This window comes from Streptomyces puniciscabiei (genome assembly GCF_006715785.1).
Classification (GTDB): Bacteria; Actinomycetota; Actinomycetes; order Streptomycetales; family Streptomycetaceae; genus Streptomyces; species Streptomyces puniciscabiei.
The window spans coordinates 4758987-4776059 of sequence record NZ_VFNX01000001.1 but is presented as its reverse complement, the minus strand read 5'-3'; the positions used below and the strand labels follow the sequence as shown (position 1 = coordinate 4776059).

Annotated in this window: 19 protein-coding genes; 11 read left to right on the top strand and 8 right to left on the bottom strand. The window is 72.5% G+C overall.

Annotated elements, in window-relative coordinates:
- Positions 1-2: 2 nt before the first annotated feature.
- The 3 genes from FB563_RS22115 to FB563_RS22105 all read left to right on the top strand — a co-directional run bounded on the left by FB563_RS22115 (position 3) and on the right by FB563_RS22105 (position 2149).
- On the top strand, positions 3-773 hold the full coding sequence (locus tag FB563_RS22115) for a metal ABC transporter ATP-binding protein (RefSeq protein WP_055704959.1): 771 nt from the start codon (positions 3-5) through the stop codon (positions 771-773).
- Positions 773-1675 (top strand): metal ABC transporter permease, encoded by a 903-nt coding sequence (locus tag FB563_RS22110; protein ID WP_055704958.1) that lies wholly within the window; start codon positions 773-775, stop codon positions 1673-1675. The genes FB563_RS22115 and FB563_RS22110 overlap by 1 nt, the downstream gene beginning before the upstream one ends.
- Positions 1676-1738: 63 nt before the next feature.
- Entirely contained in the window at positions 1739-2149 is a 411-nt protein-coding gene (locus tag FB563_RS22105) for a Fur family transcriptional regulator (RefSeq protein ID WP_055704957.1), read from the top strand.
- A 10-nt stretch (positions 2150-2159) separates the two neighbouring features.
- On the opposite strand, the gene FB563_RS22100 is transcribed toward FB563_RS22105, so the two are convergent.
- The 4 genes from FB563_RS22100 to recO are packed head-to-tail and all read right to left on the bottom strand — an operon-like array spanning position 2160 to position 5717.
- Complete coding sequence (locus FB563_RS22100) at positions 2160-2693, bottom strand: YcxB family protein (protein ID WP_055704956.1); 534 nt, start codon at positions 2691-2693, stop codon at positions 2160-2162.
- A gap of 41 nt (positions 2694-2734) precedes the next feature.
- Complete coding sequence (locus FB563_RS22095) at positions 2735-4060, bottom strand: histidine-type phosphatase (protein ID WP_055704955.1); 1326 nt, start codon at positions 4058-4060, stop codon at positions 2735-2737.
- Between the two features lie 40 nt (positions 4061-4100).
- Positions 4101-4952, bottom strand: a complete 852-nt coding sequence (locus tag FB563_RS22090; protein ID WP_055704954.1) for an isoprenyl transferase — start codon at positions 4950-4952, stop codon at positions 4101-4103.
- An 18-nt stretch (positions 4953-4970) separates the two neighbouring features.
- Positions 4971-5717, bottom strand: a complete 747-nt coding sequence (gene recO / locus FB563_RS22085) for a DNA repair protein RecO (protein WP_055704970.1) — start codon at positions 5715-5717, stop codon at positions 4971-4973.
- 147 nt (positions 5718-5864) lie between these two features.
- Here recO and FB563_RS44950 point away from each other — a divergent pair, with 147 nt between their 5' ends.
- From FB563_RS44950 to FB563_RS22070, 3 genes are all read left to right on the top strand, one after another.
- Complete coding sequence (locus tag FB563_RS44950) at positions 5865-5993, top strand: (2,3-dihydroxybenzoyl)adenylate synthase (protein WP_142218851.1); 129 nt, start codon at positions 5865-5867, stop codon at positions 5991-5993.
- A gap of 127 nt (positions 5994-6120) precedes the next feature.
- Positions 6121-6564, top strand: coding sequence for a hypothetical protein (locus FB563_RS22075; RefSeq protein ID WP_055704953.1), 444 nt, complete (start codon positions 6121-6123; stop codon positions 6562-6564).
- A 69-nt stretch (positions 6565-6633) separates the two neighbouring features.
- Positions 6634-6774, top strand: a complete 141-nt coding sequence (locus FB563_RS22070; protein ID WP_142218850.1) for a (2,3-dihydroxybenzoyl)adenylate synthase — start codon at positions 6634-6636, stop codon at positions 6772-6774.
- Here the strand turns inward: FB563_RS22070 and FB563_RS22065 are convergent.
- Positions 6771-6986 carry a hypothetical protein gene (locus tag FB563_RS22065; protein ID WP_055704952.1) on the bottom strand — a complete coding sequence of 72 codons (216 nt, stop codon included), beginning with the start codon at positions 6984-6986 and terminating at the stop codon, positions 6771-6773. The genes FB563_RS22070 and FB563_RS22065 overlap by 4 nt on opposite strands.
- A 301-nt stretch (positions 6987-7287) precedes the next feature.
- Between FB563_RS22065 and FB563_RS22060 the strand changes: the two genes are divergently transcribed.
- Genes FB563_RS22060 through FB563_RS22040 form a run of 5 tightly spaced genes read left to right on the top strand, consistent with a single transcriptional unit; the run spans position 7288 to position 13785 of the window.
- On the top strand, positions 7288-8928 hold the full coding sequence (locus FB563_RS22060; protein WP_055704951.1) for an ABC transporter substrate-binding protein: 1641 nt from the start codon (positions 7288-7290) through the stop codon (positions 8926-8928).
- Positions 8929-8932: 4 nt separating this feature from the next.
- Positions 8933-9889, top strand: a complete 957-nt coding sequence (locus FB563_RS22055) for an ABC transporter permease (protein ID WP_055704950.1) — start codon at positions 8933-8935, stop codon at positions 9887-9889.
- Positions 9889-11847: a dipeptide/oligopeptide/nickel ABC transporter permease/ATP-binding protein gene (locus tag FB563_RS22050; protein ID WP_055704949.1), complete on the top strand. Its 1959-nt coding sequence runs from the start codon at positions 9889-9891 to the stop codon at positions 11845-11847. Before FB563_RS22055 ends, FB563_RS22050 begins: the two co-directional genes overlap by 1 nt.
- Complete coding sequence (locus tag FB563_RS22045) at positions 11844-12857, top strand: oligopeptide/dipeptide ABC transporter ATP-binding protein (RefSeq protein WP_055704948.1); 1014 nt, start codon at positions 11844-11846, stop codon at positions 12855-12857. The genes FB563_RS22050 and FB563_RS22045 overlap by 4 nt, the downstream gene beginning before the upstream one ends.
- Position 12858: 1 nt before the next feature.
- Positions 12859-13785 carry a dihydrodipicolinate synthase family protein gene (locus FB563_RS22040; protein ID WP_055704947.1) on the top strand — a complete coding sequence of 309 codons (927 nt, stop codon included), beginning with the start codon at positions 12859-12861 and terminating at the stop codon, positions 13783-13785.
- Here FB563_RS22040 and FB563_RS22035 read toward each other — a convergent pair.
- From FB563_RS22035 to FB563_RS22025, 3 genes are all read right to left on the bottom strand, one after another.
- Positions 13782-14984: a sialidase family protein gene (locus FB563_RS22035; RefSeq protein ID WP_055704946.1), complete on the bottom strand. Its 1203-nt coding sequence runs from the start codon at positions 14982-14984 to the stop codon at positions 13782-13784. The two genes, FB563_RS22040 and FB563_RS22035, sit on opposite strands and share 4 nt — an antisense overlap.
- 215 nt (positions 14985-15199) lie before the next feature.
- Positions 15200-15865 (bottom strand): response regulator, encoded by a 666-nt coding sequence (locus FB563_RS22030; RefSeq protein ID WP_079048629.1) that lies wholly within the window; start codon positions 15863-15865, stop codon positions 15200-15202.
- Entirely contained in the window at positions 15862-17073 is a 1212-nt protein-coding gene (locus FB563_RS22025; RefSeq protein ID WP_079048628.1) for a sensor histidine kinase, read from the bottom strand. Before FB563_RS22025 ends, FB563_RS22030 begins: the two co-directional genes overlap by 4 nt.

Below are 17073 nucleotides of genomic sequence, written 5' to 3'. Positions count from 1 at the left end.
CGATGACCAGCGAGCCCGTCATATCCCTGCGTGGCGTCACCGCCGAACTCGGCGCGCGCCCCGTGCTCCGCGGCATCGACCTCACCGTCGGCCGCGGCGAGGTCGTCGCGCTGCTCGGCGCCAACGGTTCCGGCAAGTCCACGGCGATCCGTACGATCATCGGCCAGGTCCCGGTCAGCGGCGGCGCGATCGAGCTGTTCGGCACCCCGCGCCGCGCCTTCCGTGACTGGGCGCGCGTGGGCTACGTACCGCAGCGGACGACGGCCGCGGGCGGCGTCCCGGCGACGGTCACGGAGATCGTCTCCTCGGGCCGCCTGTCCCGCACCCGCTTCGGCGTCTTCCGCAAGGCCGACCGGGAAGCCGTGCACCGGGCCCTGGAGCTGGTCGGGATGGCCGACCGCGCCAAGGATTCGGTGAACGCCCTCTCCGGCGGCCAGCACCAGCGCGTCCTGATCGCCCGCGCCCTCGTCGCCGAGCCCGAGCTGCTGATCATGGACGAGCCGATGGCGGGTGTCGACCTGGCCAGCCAGGAGGTGCTCGCGGGCACACTGAAGCAGCAGGTGGACTCCGGTACGACGGTCCTGCTCGTGCTGCACGAACTGGGCCCCCTGGAGCCCCTGATCGACCGGGCGGTCGTCCTGCGCGACGGCTGCGTCCTGCACGACGGGCCGCCCCCGCAGGCCGTCGGCCAGCACGCCCTGCCCGGCCACGACCACGTACACCCGCACGCACCGTCGGGTACCGAACCTCTGCGGACGGGACTGCTGAGCTGATGGACTTCCTGAACTACGCCTTCATGCAGCGCGCGCTGCTCGCCGCCGTCCTGGTCGGCATCACCGCGCCCGCGGTCGGCATCTACCTGGTCCAGCGCCGCCAGGCCCTGATGGGCGACGGCATCGGCCACGTGGCGATGACGGGTGTCGGCCTCGGTTTCCTGTTGTCGACGTCCCCCGTGTGGATGGCGACGGCCGTCTCGGTCCTCGGCGCGGTCCTGATGGAACTGATCCGCTGGTACGGCAGGACCCGCGGCGACATCGCCCTCGCGATGCTCTTCTACGGCGGCATGGCCGGCGGCGTGATGTTCATCAACCTCGCGCCGGCCGGCTCCAACGCGAACCTGACGACGTACCTGTTCGGCTCGCTGTCGACGGTGTCGCAGTCGGACGTCGTCGCGATCTGCCTGCTGGCCGCGTTCGTCGTGCTGGTCACGCTCGGCCTGCGCCGCCAGCTGTTCGCGGTCAGCCAGGACGAGGAGTTCGCCCGGGTCACGGGCCTGCCGGTGCGCGCGCTCAACCTCCTGACGGCGGTCACCGCGGCGGTCACGGTCACGGTGGCCATGCGCGTGGTCGGCCTGCTGCTGGTGTCCGCGCTCATGGTCGTACCCGTCGCGGCGGCGCAGCAGCTCACCCGCAGCTTCACGGCGACCTTCGTGATCGCGGTCGCGATCGGCGTGGCCGTGACCGTCAGCGGCACGATCACCTCGTACTACCAGGACGTGCCGCCCGGCGCGACGATCGTCCTGCTGACCATCGCCGGGTTCGTCGCGCTGACGGCCCTGGCCACGCCGCTGGCCCGCCGCCGCGCCCGTGCGGCGGCCGCCGCACAGCCCGCCGGGGACCCGGCGGAGTGCTCGATTCCGGCCACGCGCGGGACCGCGGACGAGATCACCGTCTGACCGCTGCCGGCCCGGGCTGGCACAATGGCCGCCCGGGCAGAAGCGAGACGTGAGGAGACAACGGTGACGACCGCTGGACCGCCCGTGAAGGGCCGCGCGACCCGCCAGCGTGCAGCCGTGGCGGCGGCCCTGGGCGAGGTCGAGGAGTTCCGCAGCGCCCAGGAGCTGCACGACATGCTCAAGCACAAGGGCGACTCGGTCGGCCTGACCACGGTCTACCGCACCCTCCAGTCCCTCGCCGAGGCCGGCGAGGTCGACGTCCTGCGCACGTCCGACGGCGAGTCCGTCTACCGCCGCTGCAGCACCGGAGAACACCATCACCACCTCGTGTGCCGTGCCTGCGGCAAGGCGGTTGAGGTGGAGGGCCCGGCCGTCGAGAAGTGGGCGGAGGCGATCGCGGCGGAGCACGGGTATGTGAACGTGGCGCACACGGTGGAGATCTTCGGCACGTGTGCCGACTGTGCCGAGGGCTGAGCGCCGTGGCCTAGAGGCGCTGCAGGTGGCGGTCCAGGATGGCGCGCAACCGGTCGGCGTCCGCCGGGTCGGCCAGGCCGCTCTTGGGGAGCATGGTGAACGCCGTGGCGTTCTTGTCGTCGCTCAGGAGCACGAACACCCGGGCCGTCTCCAGGTAGCGCGGCTGCGCGACCCAGTTGACCGAGGCCGTGACGTTGTCGGTGGCCACCGCGACACCGGCCTCCGTCACCGTCACCCGGATCAGTCCCTGCCGCACGGCGAGCTTGTGGAAGGCACGGGCCCCCAGCCACGGAGACAGCGCCAGCGACAGGGTGACGACGACCAGCGACGCCAGCATGCCGGGCGAGAAGTGCTTGCCCTGGACCGCCGGCACGATCTCCACCAGGGCGCCGAACCCCGTCACGTAGGGCGTCCACCGGTAGATCCACCCCACCCGGCTCACCCGCTGCCGCGCCCGCAGCGCCGAGGTGAGGTCCGCGACCTCCGGCCGGTATCTCAGTTCCACGACGTCCTGCACCGCATCCCGCCCCATGTCCATGACCATGAGGCGGGATCGTACAGAAGCCGATCATCCGGCGCCCGCGCTCATGCCCGTCCGAAGCACCGCTCCAGTTCGTCCAGGTCGTAGAACGCGCTGCCCTCGGCGATCGGGTGGCAGCCGGCCCGGAACGGCGTCTCCCGCTCGTTGTAGAGCATGCGGACGAGGTAGCGGCCGTCCTTCTCGTACACGTCCCACTGGATGTTCGTCCCCAGCGGGGCCACCGACGCCCCCCGCCAGGGGTTGCCGGCGTAGGTGTACGGCTCCCCCGGTGTCGCCGGTTCCGTGCTGCCGGGCAGGCCCATCAGCGCGGCCAGCGGGATGATCTCCTCGGCGTGGGTGAAGCGCAGTTCGGCGCCGAGGTCGCTGGTGCCGGCGCGCTTGGCCTCGACCTGCTGGAAGAAGTCGTCCAGGAGCACGCCGGCCATCTTGTACGTGATGTCGCTGTCGGTGAAGCCGGGGCCCTTCTCGTAGAAGTCCTCGGCGTCGGAGAGGTAGCCGAACCAGGACGCGTCGGAGGGGGAGATGTAGCGCTCCAGGCCCCAGCCCGCCCCGTCCGGGCTCTCCTCGGTCATCGCCGGCGCGATGGCGTACAGGTTGTAGATCGCCCGCGCGGCGCCGACCTGGTCGGTGATCCCGTCGACGAAGGGTTCCTGGAAGATCCGGCGCAGCACACGGCGCGCGGCCTCGTGCGTCCTGGGCTGGTCGGTGATCGCGTTCAGCGTGTCCTTGAGGCGCTGGTCGTGGGCGATGTAGTCGCGGTACGCGGCACCGCCCGCCGCCTTGTGGAAGTACAGCAGGTCCTTGTCGGTGCGGGTGGGACCGATCAGCGGCTGCAGCGCGGGGTCGGCGGAGGCGAGGGCTCCTGTGTACTCGGCCGCGCTGTCCACGGCCCGCCCCTGCCCGGAGCTGACCACGTCGATCTTCTCGCCCTCGTCGGCGATGCTCGCGAACAGCGTGGGCAGGCGCTGCTCCATGCGCGTCGCGGTGTCCCGCATCTCCTGCCGGCCGCGCCCGCTGAGGTTGCCGTACCCGACCTTCTCCATGGCGGCCGTCAGCGCCCGCACGGTCGGCCCGAACTCCTCGCCCGGTCCGGTGAGTTGACCCTCCGCCTGGGCCTTGTCCCACAGTGCGAGGACCAGGTCGCCGTCCTCGCTGCCGGTCGCCGCACGGGAGCCGTGCCGGGAGACGTTCTCGGCGAAGACGGCGGTGTAACCGGCCGGGGGCCGCTGGTAGGTGTGCGTGCTCTGCCCGGGCTCGTACGGCGCCTTGGTGCCATAACTCTCGCGGTGCGCGGGGCCGTCGGCGGCGTGCGCGGGCAGCGCGGTGAGCAGCAGGGCGCCGAGGGCGAGGGCAGGCGTGAGACGTCTCATGAACCCCGCATCCTCGGCGACCCGCGTGAACCGCCGGTGGCTACGAGATGGACTCGTCGCCCTTCATGGCGGCCTCCATGGCGAGGAGCTCCTCGTTCGGGACGGCGCCGCCGAACCGCCGGTCGCGGGAGGCGAATTCGACGCAGGCCCGCCACAGGTCACGGCGGTCGAAGTCGGGCCACAGCACGTCCTGGAAGACCATCTCGGCGTACGCGCTCTGCCAGAGCAGGTAGTTGGAGGTGCGCTGCTCGCCGCTGGGCCGCAGGAACAGGTCCACGTCCGGCATGTCCGGGTAGTACAGGTACTTCTGGATGGTCTTCTCGCTGACCTTGGCCGGGTCCAGCCGCCCCGCCGCGACGTCCTCGGCGAGCGCCTTCGCCGCGTCGGCGAGCTCGGCACGCCCGCCGTAGTTCATGCAGAAGTACAGGGTGAGCAGGTCGTTGCCCTTGGTCTGCTCCTGGGCGACCTGCAGCTCCTTGGCGACCGACTTCCACAGCCTGGGCATACGGCCCACCCAGCGCACCCGGATCCCGAGCTCGTCCAGCTGGTCCCGCGTCTTGCGGATGAAGTCGCGGTTGAAGTTCATCAGGAAGCGGACCTCGTCGGGCGAACGCTTCCAGTTCTCGGTGGAGAAGGCGTAGAGGGAGATGTTGCGGACGCCGACCTCGATCGACCCCTGGAGCACGTCCAGCACCCGCTCGGCGCCGACCTTGTGTCCCTCGGTCCGCGGCAGCCCCCGCTCCTTCGCCCACCTCCCGTTGCCGTCCATGACGATGGCCACGTGGTTCGGGACCAGTTCGCCGGGGAGCTTGGGCGCGCGGGCGCCGGACGGGTGCGGCTCCGGCGCCTTGTACTCGCGCCGCTGGCGCCCCAGGATCCCGCGTACGACCATGTGCTTCTCGTCTCCCTCTTACTTCTCGACGTACCTGAGCGAACGCAGCCCGCGCTCCAGATGCCAGTGCAGGTAGGCGGACACCAGCCCGCTGCCCTCGCGGACGTACCGCGCCTCGCAGGCGTCCGCCGTCTCCCAGTCTCCCGTAAGCAGCGCGCCGAGGAGCACCAGGGTCTGCGGCGACGGTACGACACTTCCGGGCACCCGGCAGTCGGCGCAGACAGAACCGCCGGATCCCACGGAGAAGAACCGGTTCGGTCCGGGCATCCCGCACTTCGCGCAGTCACTGAAACTCGGGGCGTATCCGTTGACGGCGAGGGAGCGGAGCAGGAAGGCGTCGAGGACGAGGTGGGGGGCGTGCTCGCCCCGGGCGAGCGTGCGCAGGGCGCCGACCAGCAGCAGATACTGCTGCACCGCCGGCTCGCCCTCATGATCGGTGAACCGCTCGGCGGTCTCCAGCATGGCCGTTCCGGCGGTGTAGCGGGCGTAGTCGGTCACGATTCCGCCCCCGTACGGCGCGATGGTCTCGCTCTGCGTGCACAGCGGCAGCCCCCGCCCGACCAGCTCGCTCCCGCGCGCGAAGAACTGCACGTCGACATGGGAGAAGGGTTCCAGCCGGGCCCCGAACTTCGACTTCGTCCGCCGCACCCCCCGGGCCACGGCACGTACCCGCCCGTGACCGCGCGTGAGCAGCGTGATGATCCGGTCCGCCTCACCCAGCTTCTGGGTGCGCAGCACGATGCCGTCGTCGCGGAACAGAGTCATGAGCACCATTCTCGCCCAAGCGCTCCGCTGCCGATGCGCTTGAACAATATGTTGAGCGCGGCGCGACGGAGAGTGCTGGAAGAAGGAGTGCCCTGCCCGAGCTGCTGCACGCGTGGGCGCGCGAGCACGCACCCGCGCACCGCGCTCGTGCACGGTGCGACCCGCCTGACGTACTTCCGGCTGGACCGCCGGATGGCCGCCGCCGGCCTGCGGCTGCGCGGCGCGGGGCCCGGCAAGCGGGTCGTGGTCCAGCTGCCGGCCCTCCCGGAGGACTGACCCACCAGGAGACGGAGACCCCTCACCTGGTCGCCGCGACCGAGGCCGTCGGCTACGTCGGCCCGGCGGTCCACCGCGGCTTCGACCACGCGGAGATGGCCGCCGGGATCGCCGCGGTTCGACGTCGTTGCGGCGGATCTTCACCTGGGCCGCGCCCGGCGAGCAGACGGGCGGCTTCTCGCTGCTGCCGGGTGGGGCGCTCGCCTTCCCGCTGCACGCGGTGGACGAGGCGCCCGTCCCGGACCGCCGCCTGGACGCCTCCGTGGCGTTCTTCCTGCCGTCCGACGGCTCAGTGCGCGGCGGACGCCCCGGCGGGACGGCCCCGCCGGGCCTCGTCGGCCGCACTCACGACGACTACGCCTACCAGCTCCGCACCATCGCAGAGCCGCTCGCCCCCGGCCCCGAGGACGTCTGTCCGGCGACGCTGGCCGCCGAGTCCCCCTTCACCTCGGCTGCCCCGGCATCCTCGGCACGCCGGCGGTGGGCGGGACGGTGGTGCTGCTCGACGAACCGGCGCCGGCGGCCGCCTTCCGCGCGATCGAGCGGGAGCGGGGGACCGTCACCTCGTTGACGCCCGGCACCGCCGCCCTGTGGCTGGACGCCCTGAACGAGGTGAACTCCTCGTCCGGGGCCCGTACCCGTGCGCGGCTACTACGGGTCCCCCGGGCGCAGCGCCCCGGCCTTCACCCCGGACGGCTACCACCGCGCCGGGAACCCGGCCCGGCCGGCCCCGGAGGGCGACCTGGTCGTGACCGCCCGTATGGAGGAGGTGGCGATCTAGGGGACCTCCCCACGGCTGCGGGCGTTGGCACGGGCGGTCGCCGCGCTCAGCCGCTCGGCGGGGGTGGCAAGCCGCACCTCTGCGGGGTCGGCGTCCCACTCCCGGCCTCCGCCGTAGGGTCTCAGCTGCACATACGGCCCCACGTGTCCCATGACGATCCCGACCCGCCCGGTACAGGTGTCCACGGCACAGCTGCCGATGGGAGGCTTCACTGCGGCACCACCCCTGCCTTTTTCGGTTCCGGCCAAGTCGCTCCCCCGTCTCTCCGGGTTTCACTCTTCGTACATCGGCAGTGACGCTGCGCCTCTACACTCGGCAGGGGTCTGCGCCCTGTAAGCACGAAGCAGAGCAAGGGGGTTGGCGGCGCGCGCCGCCGCCATTGGTGCCGACCTGTGGCGGCTAGCCCATTCGTGTGCGCCGTCTTGACCGCCCCCACGCCCCCTCCTATGGTCGCGACCGACCGGACGTAGGACGTCGTATCTCCCCCTCCCCTAAACCCTTGCTGGAGGACCCGTGCGCGACGACGTGACACCCGACCCCGGCGTACCGGCACCGCGCCGCCGGCAGGTCCTCGGCCACACCGGTGCGCTCGGCGCGGCCGCTCTCCTGCCGCCCGCGCTGACCGCCTGCTCCGCCGGGCCGCAGTCCACGAACGACACCGGGGGCGACGGCACCGGCAAGGACCGGACGCTGACCGCCGTGATCGGCTACGGGAACGACGGCAGCTGGGATCCGACGCAGACGGCGTCCGCGTTCTGCATGGCCGCCAACAACCACATCTACGAAGGCCTGCTGGACACCGACCCGATCAGCCGGGTGCCGTACCCGGCCCTGGCCACCGAGGTCCCGACGGACCCGAACGCCACCACCTGGCGTTTCACGCTGCGCCCGGGCGCGACCTTCCACGACGGCAAGCCCGTCACCGCCGACGACGTCGTGTTCGTCTTCGACCGGATCCTCGACCCGGGCACACAGACGCTCGCCAAGGGATTCTTCGCCAGTTGGCTGGACGGCGTCCGCAGGACCGGCTCCCGCACCGTCGAGCTCCTGCTCAAGTTCCCCTTCCCGGACGGGCTCTCCCGGCTCACCCTCGCCAAGATCATGCCGAAGCACGTCTTCGCCAGGCCCGGCGCCTGGGACGACGCCATCAGGGGACTGGCCGTCGGCTCGGGACCGTACCGGCAGACCGCGCACCACCCGAAGTCCAACACCACCTTCGAGGCGTACGCCGCCTACAACGGGCCCCGCCCGCCCGCCTTCAAGCGGATGAACTGGCTGACGATCGTGGACGCCGCGCCGCGCGTCGCGAAGATCTCCGGATCCGACGCCGGGGCGCAGATCGCCGACAACATCCCCTACGCCAACATCGCGCGCCTGGAGCAGGGGGGCCTGAAGGTCGCCGGTGGCGCCGGGATGAACAACCTCTTCCTGATGTTCAACACCCGGCACGAGCCCTTCGACGACGTGCGGGTGCGGCAGGCACTGCACTACGCCATCGACACGGAGAAGATGGTGCGGGTCGCCCTCAAGGGGCACGGCAAGCCCGCGTCCTCGTTCCTCAACGAGGGCAACCCCGCCTACCGGCGCGCCAGGACCGTCTACGACTACGACCCGCAGAAGGCCAAGGCCCTCCTCCAAGCCGCCGGGGTCAGCCACCTCAAGGTCAACATCCTCGCCGTCAACGTCAGTTGGATCGTGGACTGTCTGCCCACCATCAAGGCGTCATGGGACGCGATCGGGGTGGAGACGTCTCTCGCGCCGCAGGAGACCACCGCCGTCTTCACCAAGATGGACCAGAAGCAGGATTACCAGGTCGTCGCCGCCGCATCCAATCCCAATCAGTTCGGGCTCGACGCCGACCTGATCATGCATTACAACTACGGGCCGCAGAACCTGTGGATGGGGTACACCCGGTGGGCCGGCAACCCCGTCGCCAGGCAGCTCTTCAAGGACATGGACCGGGCGACCCGGGAGCCGGATCCGGACCGGAAGAAGGCCATGGTCCAGGACTACATCGACCTCGTCGCCGAGCAGGCCGTGCTGTACCCGGTCGTGCACAACGAGCTGATGACCGCCTGGGACCCCCGGAAGCTCACCGGCATAAGGGCCCAGCCCTACCCGGGCATCAACCTCCTCCAGGCCAAGTGGGTCTGACGGCATGACGGCCGTCGTACGGATCCTGCTCCGCCGTGTCGCGCTGCTCGTGCCGCTGATGCTCGGGATCGTGCTGTTCGTGTTCCTGGTGATGCGGTTCTCGGACGTCGACCCGGCGTCGGCGTTCTTCCAGGGCGCCAACCCGACCCCGCAGCAGCTGCACGACTTCCGCGAACACAACGGCCTGCTCGATCCGCTCCCCGTCCGGTACGTCCGCTTCGTCGGCGATCTGCTCCACGGCGACCTCGGCACCAGCGCCCTGACCCGGGCCCCGGTGGCCGACCAGGTCACCACCGCGCTGCCGCTCACCCTCCAGCTGACCTTCCTCGGCCTCGCCATCGCGGTGGTGCTTGCGCTGGCGGGGGGCGTCACGGCGGCCGTGTACCGGGACCGGATCCCGGACCAGGTGATCCGGGTCGTCTCGCTCGTCGGGGTGGCCGCCCCCGGCTTCTGGCTGGCACTGCTGATGATCCAGTACCTGGCGGTGGACCGGGGCTGGTTCCCGACCGGCGGCTACATCAACCCGGCCGACTCGGTCACCGGCTGGCTGCGGACCATGGCGCTGCCCGCCTTCGCCCTCTCGCTGCCGGTGGCCGCCCAGCTGACGAGGATCGTGCGCACCTCGGTGGTGGAGGAGCTGGACAAGGACTACGTCCGTACGGCCGTCGGGAGCGGGCTGCCGCCCCGCGTCGTCGTCGGGCGGAACGTCCTCAGGAACGCCCTGGTCAATCCGCTGACCGTGCTCGGACTGCGGGTCGGCTACCTCCTCGGCGGTGCCGTCGTCATCGAGACCATCTTCTCGCTGCCCGGCATGGGCAAGCTGATGATCGACGCCGTGCAGAACGGGGACCCGGCCGTCGTCCAGGGGGTCGTCCTGACCACCGCCACCGGGTTCGTCGTCGTCAACCTCGTCATCGACCTTCTGTATCTGCTGGTCAACCCACGACTGAGGGCGGGCTGATGGTCACGCGCGCGCGTCTTGCCGAGCGGCTCTCCCGGCCCGGCGGCGTCCGGCTGCGCGGCCGGCGCCGGCTGCCGACGCTGTCGAGGGTCGCCGTCTGCTTCCTGGTCCTCGTCGTCCTCGCCGCCGTACTCGCCCCGCTCCTCGCCCCCGACGATCCGCTCGACCAACAGGAGCCGGCCGGCGGCAGCGGGCATCCGTCCGCCGCGCACTGGCTCGGGCAGGACAGCCTCGGCCGGGACATCCTGAGCCGGCTGATGTACGGCGCCCGGTGGTCGCTGGCGATCGGACTGGGGGCGACGGCGCTCGCGCTGGTCGTGGGAGCCGTCGTCGGGGCGGTGGCCGCCACCTCCCGCAAGGCGGTCGACGAGACGCTGATGCGCTGCCTGGACGTGGTGATGGCGTTCCCGGGGATCGCCCTCGCGGCCGTCCTGGTCGCGGTCTTCGGCGGCGGGATCGGCGTGCTGATCTGTGCCATCGCCTTCCTGTTCACGCCGCCCGTCGCCCGGGTCGTACGGGCCAACGTCCTCGATCAGTACGGCGAGGACTACGTCACGGCGGAACGGGTGATCGGCGCCCGTACGCCCCACATCGTGGTGCGGCACGTGGCCGTCAACTGCGCCGCCCCTGTGCTGGTGTTCTGCACGGTGCAGGTCGCCGAGGCGATCGTGTTCGAGGCGTCGCTGTCCTTCATCGGGGCCGGGGTGCGGCCGCCGGACCCGTCCTGGGGCAGTGTCATCGCCGACGGCAAGAACATGGTGCTGACCGGCGGCTGGTGGGCGACCGTCTTCCCCGGGCTGCTGATCCTGCTGACCGTGCTGTCGCTGAACATCCTCTCCGAGGGCGTGTCCGACGCGTGGGCGGCACCGGCCGCGCGCGAAGTGGAGGCGGCGGCAGCGCAGTCGGAGCAGGCGGAGCCCGGTGAGGTGCTCCCGCTGCCCGGTCTGGCCGAGGCCGCCCGCCGGCTGCGGTCCCGGGCCCGCCCGCGTCCCGCGCCGGGCGGGCAGCCGGTGCTCGCCGTGGAGAACCTGACCATCGGCTTCCCGGACCGGCACCGGGGCGTGGACGTCGTCGCCGGGGTCGGCTTCGAGGTGTACCCGGGTGAGGTACTCGGCCTGGTGGGCGAGTCGGGGTGCGGGAAGTCGCTGACCGCGCTCACGATCATGGGGCTCCAGCCGAGGGACGCGGGCGTCGGCGGCCAGGTGCGGTTCCGGCAGCGGGACCTGCTGGCCGAGCCGATGCGGGCCAGGCGGCGGCTGCTCGGGCACGAGATGGCGATGGTCTACCAGGACGCCCTGTCCTCGCTGAACCCGGCGATGACCATCCGTGCCCAGCTGGGGCAGCTCGTGCGGCGCGGGGGCCGCCGAAGCCCGCGGGAGCTGCTGGAGCTGGTCGGGCTGGACCCCGAGCGCACCCTGCGCAGCTATCCGCACGAGCTGTCCGGCGGCCAGCGGCAGCGCGTGCTCATCGCCATGGCGCTGTCCCGCGAACCACGGCTGATCGTCGCCGACGAGCCGACGACCGCCCTGGACGTCACCGTGCAGGCCCAGGTGATGGAGCTGCTGCTGCGGCTGCGCGAGGAGCTGGGGTTCGCGCTGATCCTGGTCTCGCACGACCTGGCGCTGGTCGCCGACGTCACCGACCGGGTGGTGGTGATGTACGGCGGGCAGATCGTGGAGAGCGGGGTGACCGCCGACCTGGTGGCGGCGCCGGCCCACCACTACACGCGCGGCCTGCTGGGCAGCGTGCTGTCGCTGGAGTCGGCCGAGGAACGGATGACGCAGATCAAGGGGGTCGTACCGGCCCCGGCCGACTTCCCCGCGGGCTGCCGCTTCGCCGACCGCTGCCCGCTGGCGAGCGAGGTGTGCCACGCCCGGGCGCCCGTCCTCGCCGGTACGGCCACGCACACGGCCGCCTGCCATCATCCGGCCGTACCCCTGGAGGAGGCTCTCCGGTGAACGCCGTCGTCGAGGTCCGGGACGCCCATGTCGTGCACAGGGCCCGCAGCGGCGGGGTGTTCCACCGCGACCGGGTGTACGCCCTGACCGGCGCCGATCTCACCGTGGGCGCCGGGGAAACGGTGGGCGTGGTCGGCGAGTCGGGGTGCGGGAAGTCGACGCTGGCGCGGGTGCTGGTGGGCGTCCAGCGGCCGGTCGCCGGGTCGGTGGCGTTCCAGGGCCGTGACCTGTGGACGATGCCGGCCGCCGAGCGCCGGACCCTGGTCGGCGCGGGCGTCGGGATGGTCTTCCAGGACCCGTCGACCGCGCTCAACCGGCGGCTGACCGTACGGCGGATCCTGCGCGACCCGCTGGATGTGCATCAGCGCGGCACGCGGGCCGAACGGGAGGACCGGGTGAGGGAGTTGATGGCCCTGGTCGGGCTCCCCCGGGCCCTCGCCGACGCGCTGCCCGGGCAGCTCTCCGGCGGGCAGCGGCAGCGCGTCGCCATCGCCCGCGCGCTCGCCCTGGACCCGGTGCTGGTCGTCGCCGACGAACCGACCAGCGCGCTGGACGTGTCGGTCCGCGCGCAGATCCTCAACCTGCTGCTGGACCTCAAGGAGCGCCTCGGTCTGGCGCTGGTGTTCGTGTCGCACGACATCCAGACGGTACGGCGGATGAGCGACCGGGTGATCACCATGTACCTGGGCCGGATCGTGGAGGAGACCCCGGCCGACCGGGTCACCGACGCGGCCCGGCACCCGTACACCCGCGCCCTGTTCTCGGCCACGCCCGGTCTGCTGGAGCCCATCGACCCGATCCCGCTGACCGGTCCGGTGCCCTCGGCGACCCGGCCGCCGAGCGGCTGCCCGTTCCGCACCCGCTGCTGGAAGGCCGACGGGGTGTGCGCCGAGTTCATGCCGGACTTCTCGGCCGCGTCACGGCCCGGACACCGCTACCGGTGCCACCATCCTGTCCAGGAGGACGAATCGACCCGAGACCCAGCAGCCCCAGCACGCCAGGAGCCCTGACATGCCCTTCCCCACCCCGCTCACCGGTGTCGTCCCGCCCGTCTGCACGCCCCTGACGCCGGAGCGCGAGGTGGACGTGCCCTCGCTGCTCAGGCTGGTCGACCATCTCGTGGACGGCGGGGTGCACGGGCTGTTCCTGCTCGGGTCCACCTCCGAGGCCGCGTTCCTCACCGACCGGCAGCGCGGGCAGGTGGTGGAGGCGGTCGTCGCCCATGTGGGCGGCCAACTGCCGGTCCTCGCCGGCGCCATCGACATGACCACGCCGCGCGTGCTCGACCACGTCAGGGCGGTGACGGCGGCCGGAGCGGAGGCTGTGGTCGTCACCGCGCCCTTCTACGCCCGCACCCACCGCTCCGAGATCGTCCACCACTACCGCCGGATCGCCGCCGCGTCTCCGGTGCCGGTCATCGCCTACGACATTCCCGTCGCCGTGCACACCAAGCTCCCCGCCGACGTGGTGCTGGGGCTGGCCGCCGACGAGGTGCTGGCCGGGATCAAGGACTCCAGCGGGGACCTGGCCGCCTTCCGCGAGATCGTCACCGGCGCCCGCGCGCATCCCGGGTTCAGCGTGCTGACCGGCTCGGAGCTGATCGTGGACTCCGCGCTGGCGCTGGGCGCCGACGGGGCGGTGCCGGGGCTGGCCAACGTCGACCCGCACGGGTACGTCCGGCTGTACCGGATGTGCCGGGCCGGTGACTGGGAGGGGGCGCGGGTGGAGCAGGAGCGGTTGTGCGCGCTGTTCGGGATGGTCACGGTCGGGGATCCGGCACGGATGGGGGGCAGTTCGTCGGCCCTGGGCGCGTTCAAGGCCGCGCTGCATCTGCGGGGGGTCATCGAGTGCGGGGTCACGGCGGAGCCGCAGGTGCCGTTGTCGGGGGAGGAGGTGGAGAGGGTGGGGAAGGTTCTGGCGGCAGCCGGGCTGCTCTAGCTCCCTGGCAAGGTCAGTCTGCGGAATTCCACGGTGTCGTACGCCCGCTTGTTGCCCGTCTCGTACAGGACGCCGACCGTGCCGGGGCCCAGCTGGACCAGGTCCGAGTAGGCGGCGGGGTGGTTCGAGAGGGTGCGCTCTCTGGTGAAGGTGCGGCCGGAGTCCCTGCTGGACCAGAGCGCCAGGGCGCGGCGGGCCGTGGGCACCGAGGGGGCCGAAAACAGCAACGGGACTTTACGGCCGCCGAGTTGGAGGAGGCTGCCCTGGACGACCGGGACGGCGTTCAGGGTGGGCTGGACGGTGTAGGGGCGGTCGAGGGTGGTGCCGCCGTCGGAGGAGTAGGTGTCGAGGCGGTTGCCGGGGGCGGTGCCGTACTGGTCGCGGGCGTTGAAGTAGAGCCGTCCGTCCGGGAGTTGGGCGGCGGTCGTCTCGTTGACGTTGGTCACGCCGCCGTGGGGCCCGGTCACGAAGCCGAGGTGCCAGGTGTGGCCACCGTCGTCGCTGTACAGGGCGTGGCCGCCGTCGTAGCGGGACGCGGGGCCGGGGGAACCGGCGGGCGCGGCTACCGAGTGGTTGGCGGGGACCAGCAGACGGCCGGCATGCGGGCCCCGGGTGAGGGCGATGGCGTGGCCGGGGCCGGTGGCGTACCAGCGCCAGCCGGGCCGCTTCACCTGGGCGGTGATGTCCGCCGGGGGTGTGAAGTGCCGGCCGTCGTCCCCGCTGCGCTGCACGAACACCCGGCGGTCCCCCGCACCGCGCCGGATCTGGTCCTCGGTCGCCTTGCCGCCGTTGGCGCAGGTCACCAGGACGACGGCGCCGGTGCGCGGGTCCACGACCGGCGCCGGGTTGCCCCGGGTGTCCCCGTCTCCGGCGGCCACGACGGTCAGCGGGCCCCAGGTGCAGCCGCCGTCGGTGGAGCGGCGCAGTACGACGTCGATGTCACCGGTGTCCGCGGCGCCGTGGCGCCGGCCCTCGGCAAAGGCGAGGACGGTGCCGAGCCGGGTCCTGACGACCGCGGGGATGCGGTACGTGGCGTAACCGCCCCGGCCTGAGACGTACGGCACCGACGACATGCAGCGGGGGATCGCCCGCGCCGACACGGACGCGGCGTGGGCACGGCCGACTGGGCCGGTGCCCGCTTGCCCGAGGTGGGCACGAGCGGGGTCCTCCTGAGAGCGGGCAGTACGCGCGGAGGCCATCCGAGCACCTGCCGACCGACCGGGGCTCGCGGGGGCGGGGGCCGCGAGGCCGGGAGCCACGAGGCCGGGAGCCACGAGGGCGCGAGCCACGAGGCCGGGAGCCGCGAGGGCGGGGGCCGTCCCGCCGGTCGTCGGGGTCGCCTGGGCGGAGGCCGCTGTGGAGAGGCAGGCGGTGAGGAGCGCGAGGGCGGTGAGCAGGGGGCGGCTCTTCGGGGTCACCCGCCCATGGTCCCCGGAATCACCAGTCCCGACTCGTAGCCGACGATCACCAGCTGGGCGCGGTCCCGGGCACCGAGCTTGCCCATGATCCGGCTGACGTGGGTCTTGGCGGTGAGCGGGCTCAGGCCCAACACCTCGGCGATCTCGGCGTTGTTGAGGCCGCGCGCGACCAGTGTCAGGACCTCGCGCTCGCGGTCCGAGAGGCACTCGGGGCCGCCCGTCACCGGCGCCGAGGGGCTGCGCAGAAACCGCTCGATCAGGCGTGCCGTGGGCCCCGGGGAGAGCAGTGCCTCGCCCGCCGCGACCGTGCGGATCGCGTCGAGGAGGTCGGCCGGCCGGGTGTCCTTCACCAGGAAGCCGGAGGCACCGGCCCGCAGCGCCTCCACCACGTGCTCGTCGGTGTCGTAGGTGGTGAGCACCAGCACCCTGACCCCGGCGAGGTCCTCGTCGGCGGCGATCAGCCGGGTCGCCTCGATGCCGTCCAGGCCGGGCATGCGGATGTCCATCAGGACGATGTCGGCGCACTCGGCGCGGGCCAGGTCGACGGCCTCGCGGCCGGTGCCGGCCTGCCCGACGACCTCCATGTCCGGCGCCGACTCCACGAGCATCGCGAACGCGGCCCGCACCAGGGTCTGGTCGTCGGCGAGCAGGACTCTGATCACGCCTTGGCCTCCGCTCTCTCTCCCGGTTTCTCCCCCAGCGGCAGTACGGCGCTCACCTCGAAGCCCGGTCCGTCGGCGCGCGGTCCGGCCTCGACCGTGCCGCCGACGCTGCGGGCCCGCTCACGCATGCCGACCAGCCCGAAGCCGGGCGGGCCGGCATCGGGAGCGCCCACACCGTCGTCGGTGACCCGGACGCGCAGGCCGTCCTCCGCCTCGTGCACGGCCACCCGCACGGTCAGCCCGGCCCGGCCGCCGTGCCGCACCGCGTTGGTGAGCGCTTCCTGCACGATCCGGTAGGCGGCGGCGCCGACGGCGGGCGGGACCGTGTCGGCCCGCACGGTCAGCTCCGCCTCGGCCCCCGCCGACTTCGCCAGCTCGGCGAGGCCCGCGAGGCCGGGCAGGGGGCCGCGGGCGTCCGGGGTGCCGGGGGCGCGCAGCACCTCCAGGGTCGTACGGAGTTCGCCGCGGGCCGTGCGGCAGGTCTCGGCGATGTCGTCGAGGGCCCGCGCGACGGCCGTGCGGTCCAGGCGCTCGGGGTCGGCCTCCAGGACGTGCGCGGCCACCGAGGTCTGCACGCCGATGAGGGTGATGCTGTGGGCGAGCAGGTCGTGCAGGTCGCGGGCGATGCGCAGGCGTTCCTCGGCGACCCGGCGGCGGGCCTCCTCCTCGCGGGTGCGCTCGGCGCGTTCGGCGCGTTCCACTGCCGCGGCGGCGTTCTCCCGGTGGACGCGGATGTAGCCGCCGAGGATCAGCATGGAGACGATCCAGCCGGTGATCTGGAAGCTCACCGTGAGCCCGGCCATGCCGTCGCCGATCTTCAGCAGCAGCATCAGCAGGATGATGCTGCCGCCGACGACGGCCGTGCGCCGGGCGCTGCTGGTCACCGCCACGGTGTACAGGACGACCATCGAGGCGGCCGTCGGTGCCGAGTGGTTGTACTCCTGTTGGTGGTAGGTCGCGATCATCGTGATCATGACCGCGAGCACGATGAGCGGGGCCCTCCGGCGCCACACCAGCGGCACGTGCAGGCCCAGCAGCAGGGCCCAGCCGAGCGCGTCCGGGTGCCGGCCGCTGCCGACGGTGACGGCGATGCCCGAGGCTAGCGCGGCGAGTGCGGCGGCCAGGAGGGCGTCCTGCCGCAGGGGATCCAGGGATGCCAGGGTCCGGCCGGCCCGGGACGCGGTGATGGTTGCCTGCACGGGGTTCAT

Coding starts and splice junctions, on each gene's coding strand:
- FB563_RS22040 (WP_055704947.1), top strand. CDS start 12,859: ATGCCCTTCCCCACCCCGCTCACCGGTGTCGTCCCGCCCGTCTGCACG.
- FB563_RS22090 (WP_055704954.1), bottom strand. CDS start 4,952: ATGGTCGTACGCGGGATCCTGGGGCGCCAGCGGCGCGAGTACAAGGCG.
- FB563_RS22100 (WP_055704956.1), bottom strand. CDS start 2,693: ATGGTCATGGACATGGGGCGGGATGCGGTGCAGGACGTCGTGGAACTG.
- FB563_RS22095 (WP_055704955.1), bottom strand. CDS start 4,060: ATGAGACGTCTCACGCCTGCCCTCGCCCTCGGCGCCCTGCTGCTCACC.
- FB563_RS22035 (WP_055704946.1), bottom strand. CDS start 14,984: ATGGCCTCCGCGCGTACTGCCCGCTCTCAGGAGGACCCCGCTCGTGCC.
- FB563_RS22115 (WP_055704959.1), top strand. CDS start 3: ATGACCAGCGAGCCCGTCATATCCCTGCGTGGCGTCACCGCCGAACTC.
- FB563_RS22110 (WP_055704958.1), top strand. CDS start 773: ATGGACTTCCTGAACTACGCCTTCATGCAGCGCGCGCTGCTCGCCGCC.
- FB563_RS22025 (WP_079048628.1), bottom strand. CDS start 17,073: ATGAACCCCGTGCAGGCAACCATCACCGCGTCCCGGGCCGGCCGGACC.
- recO (WP_055704970.1), bottom strand. CDS start 5,717: ATGACTCTGTTCCGCGACGACGGCATCGTGCTGCGCACCCAGAAGCTG.
- FB563_RS22050 (WP_055704949.1), top strand. CDS start 9,889: ATGGTCACGCGCGCGCGTCTTGCCGAGCGGCTCTCCCGGCCCGGCGGC.
- FB563_RS22055 (WP_055704950.1), top strand. CDS start 8,933: ATGACGGCCGTCGTACGGATCCTGCTCCGCCGTGTCGCGCTGCTCGTG.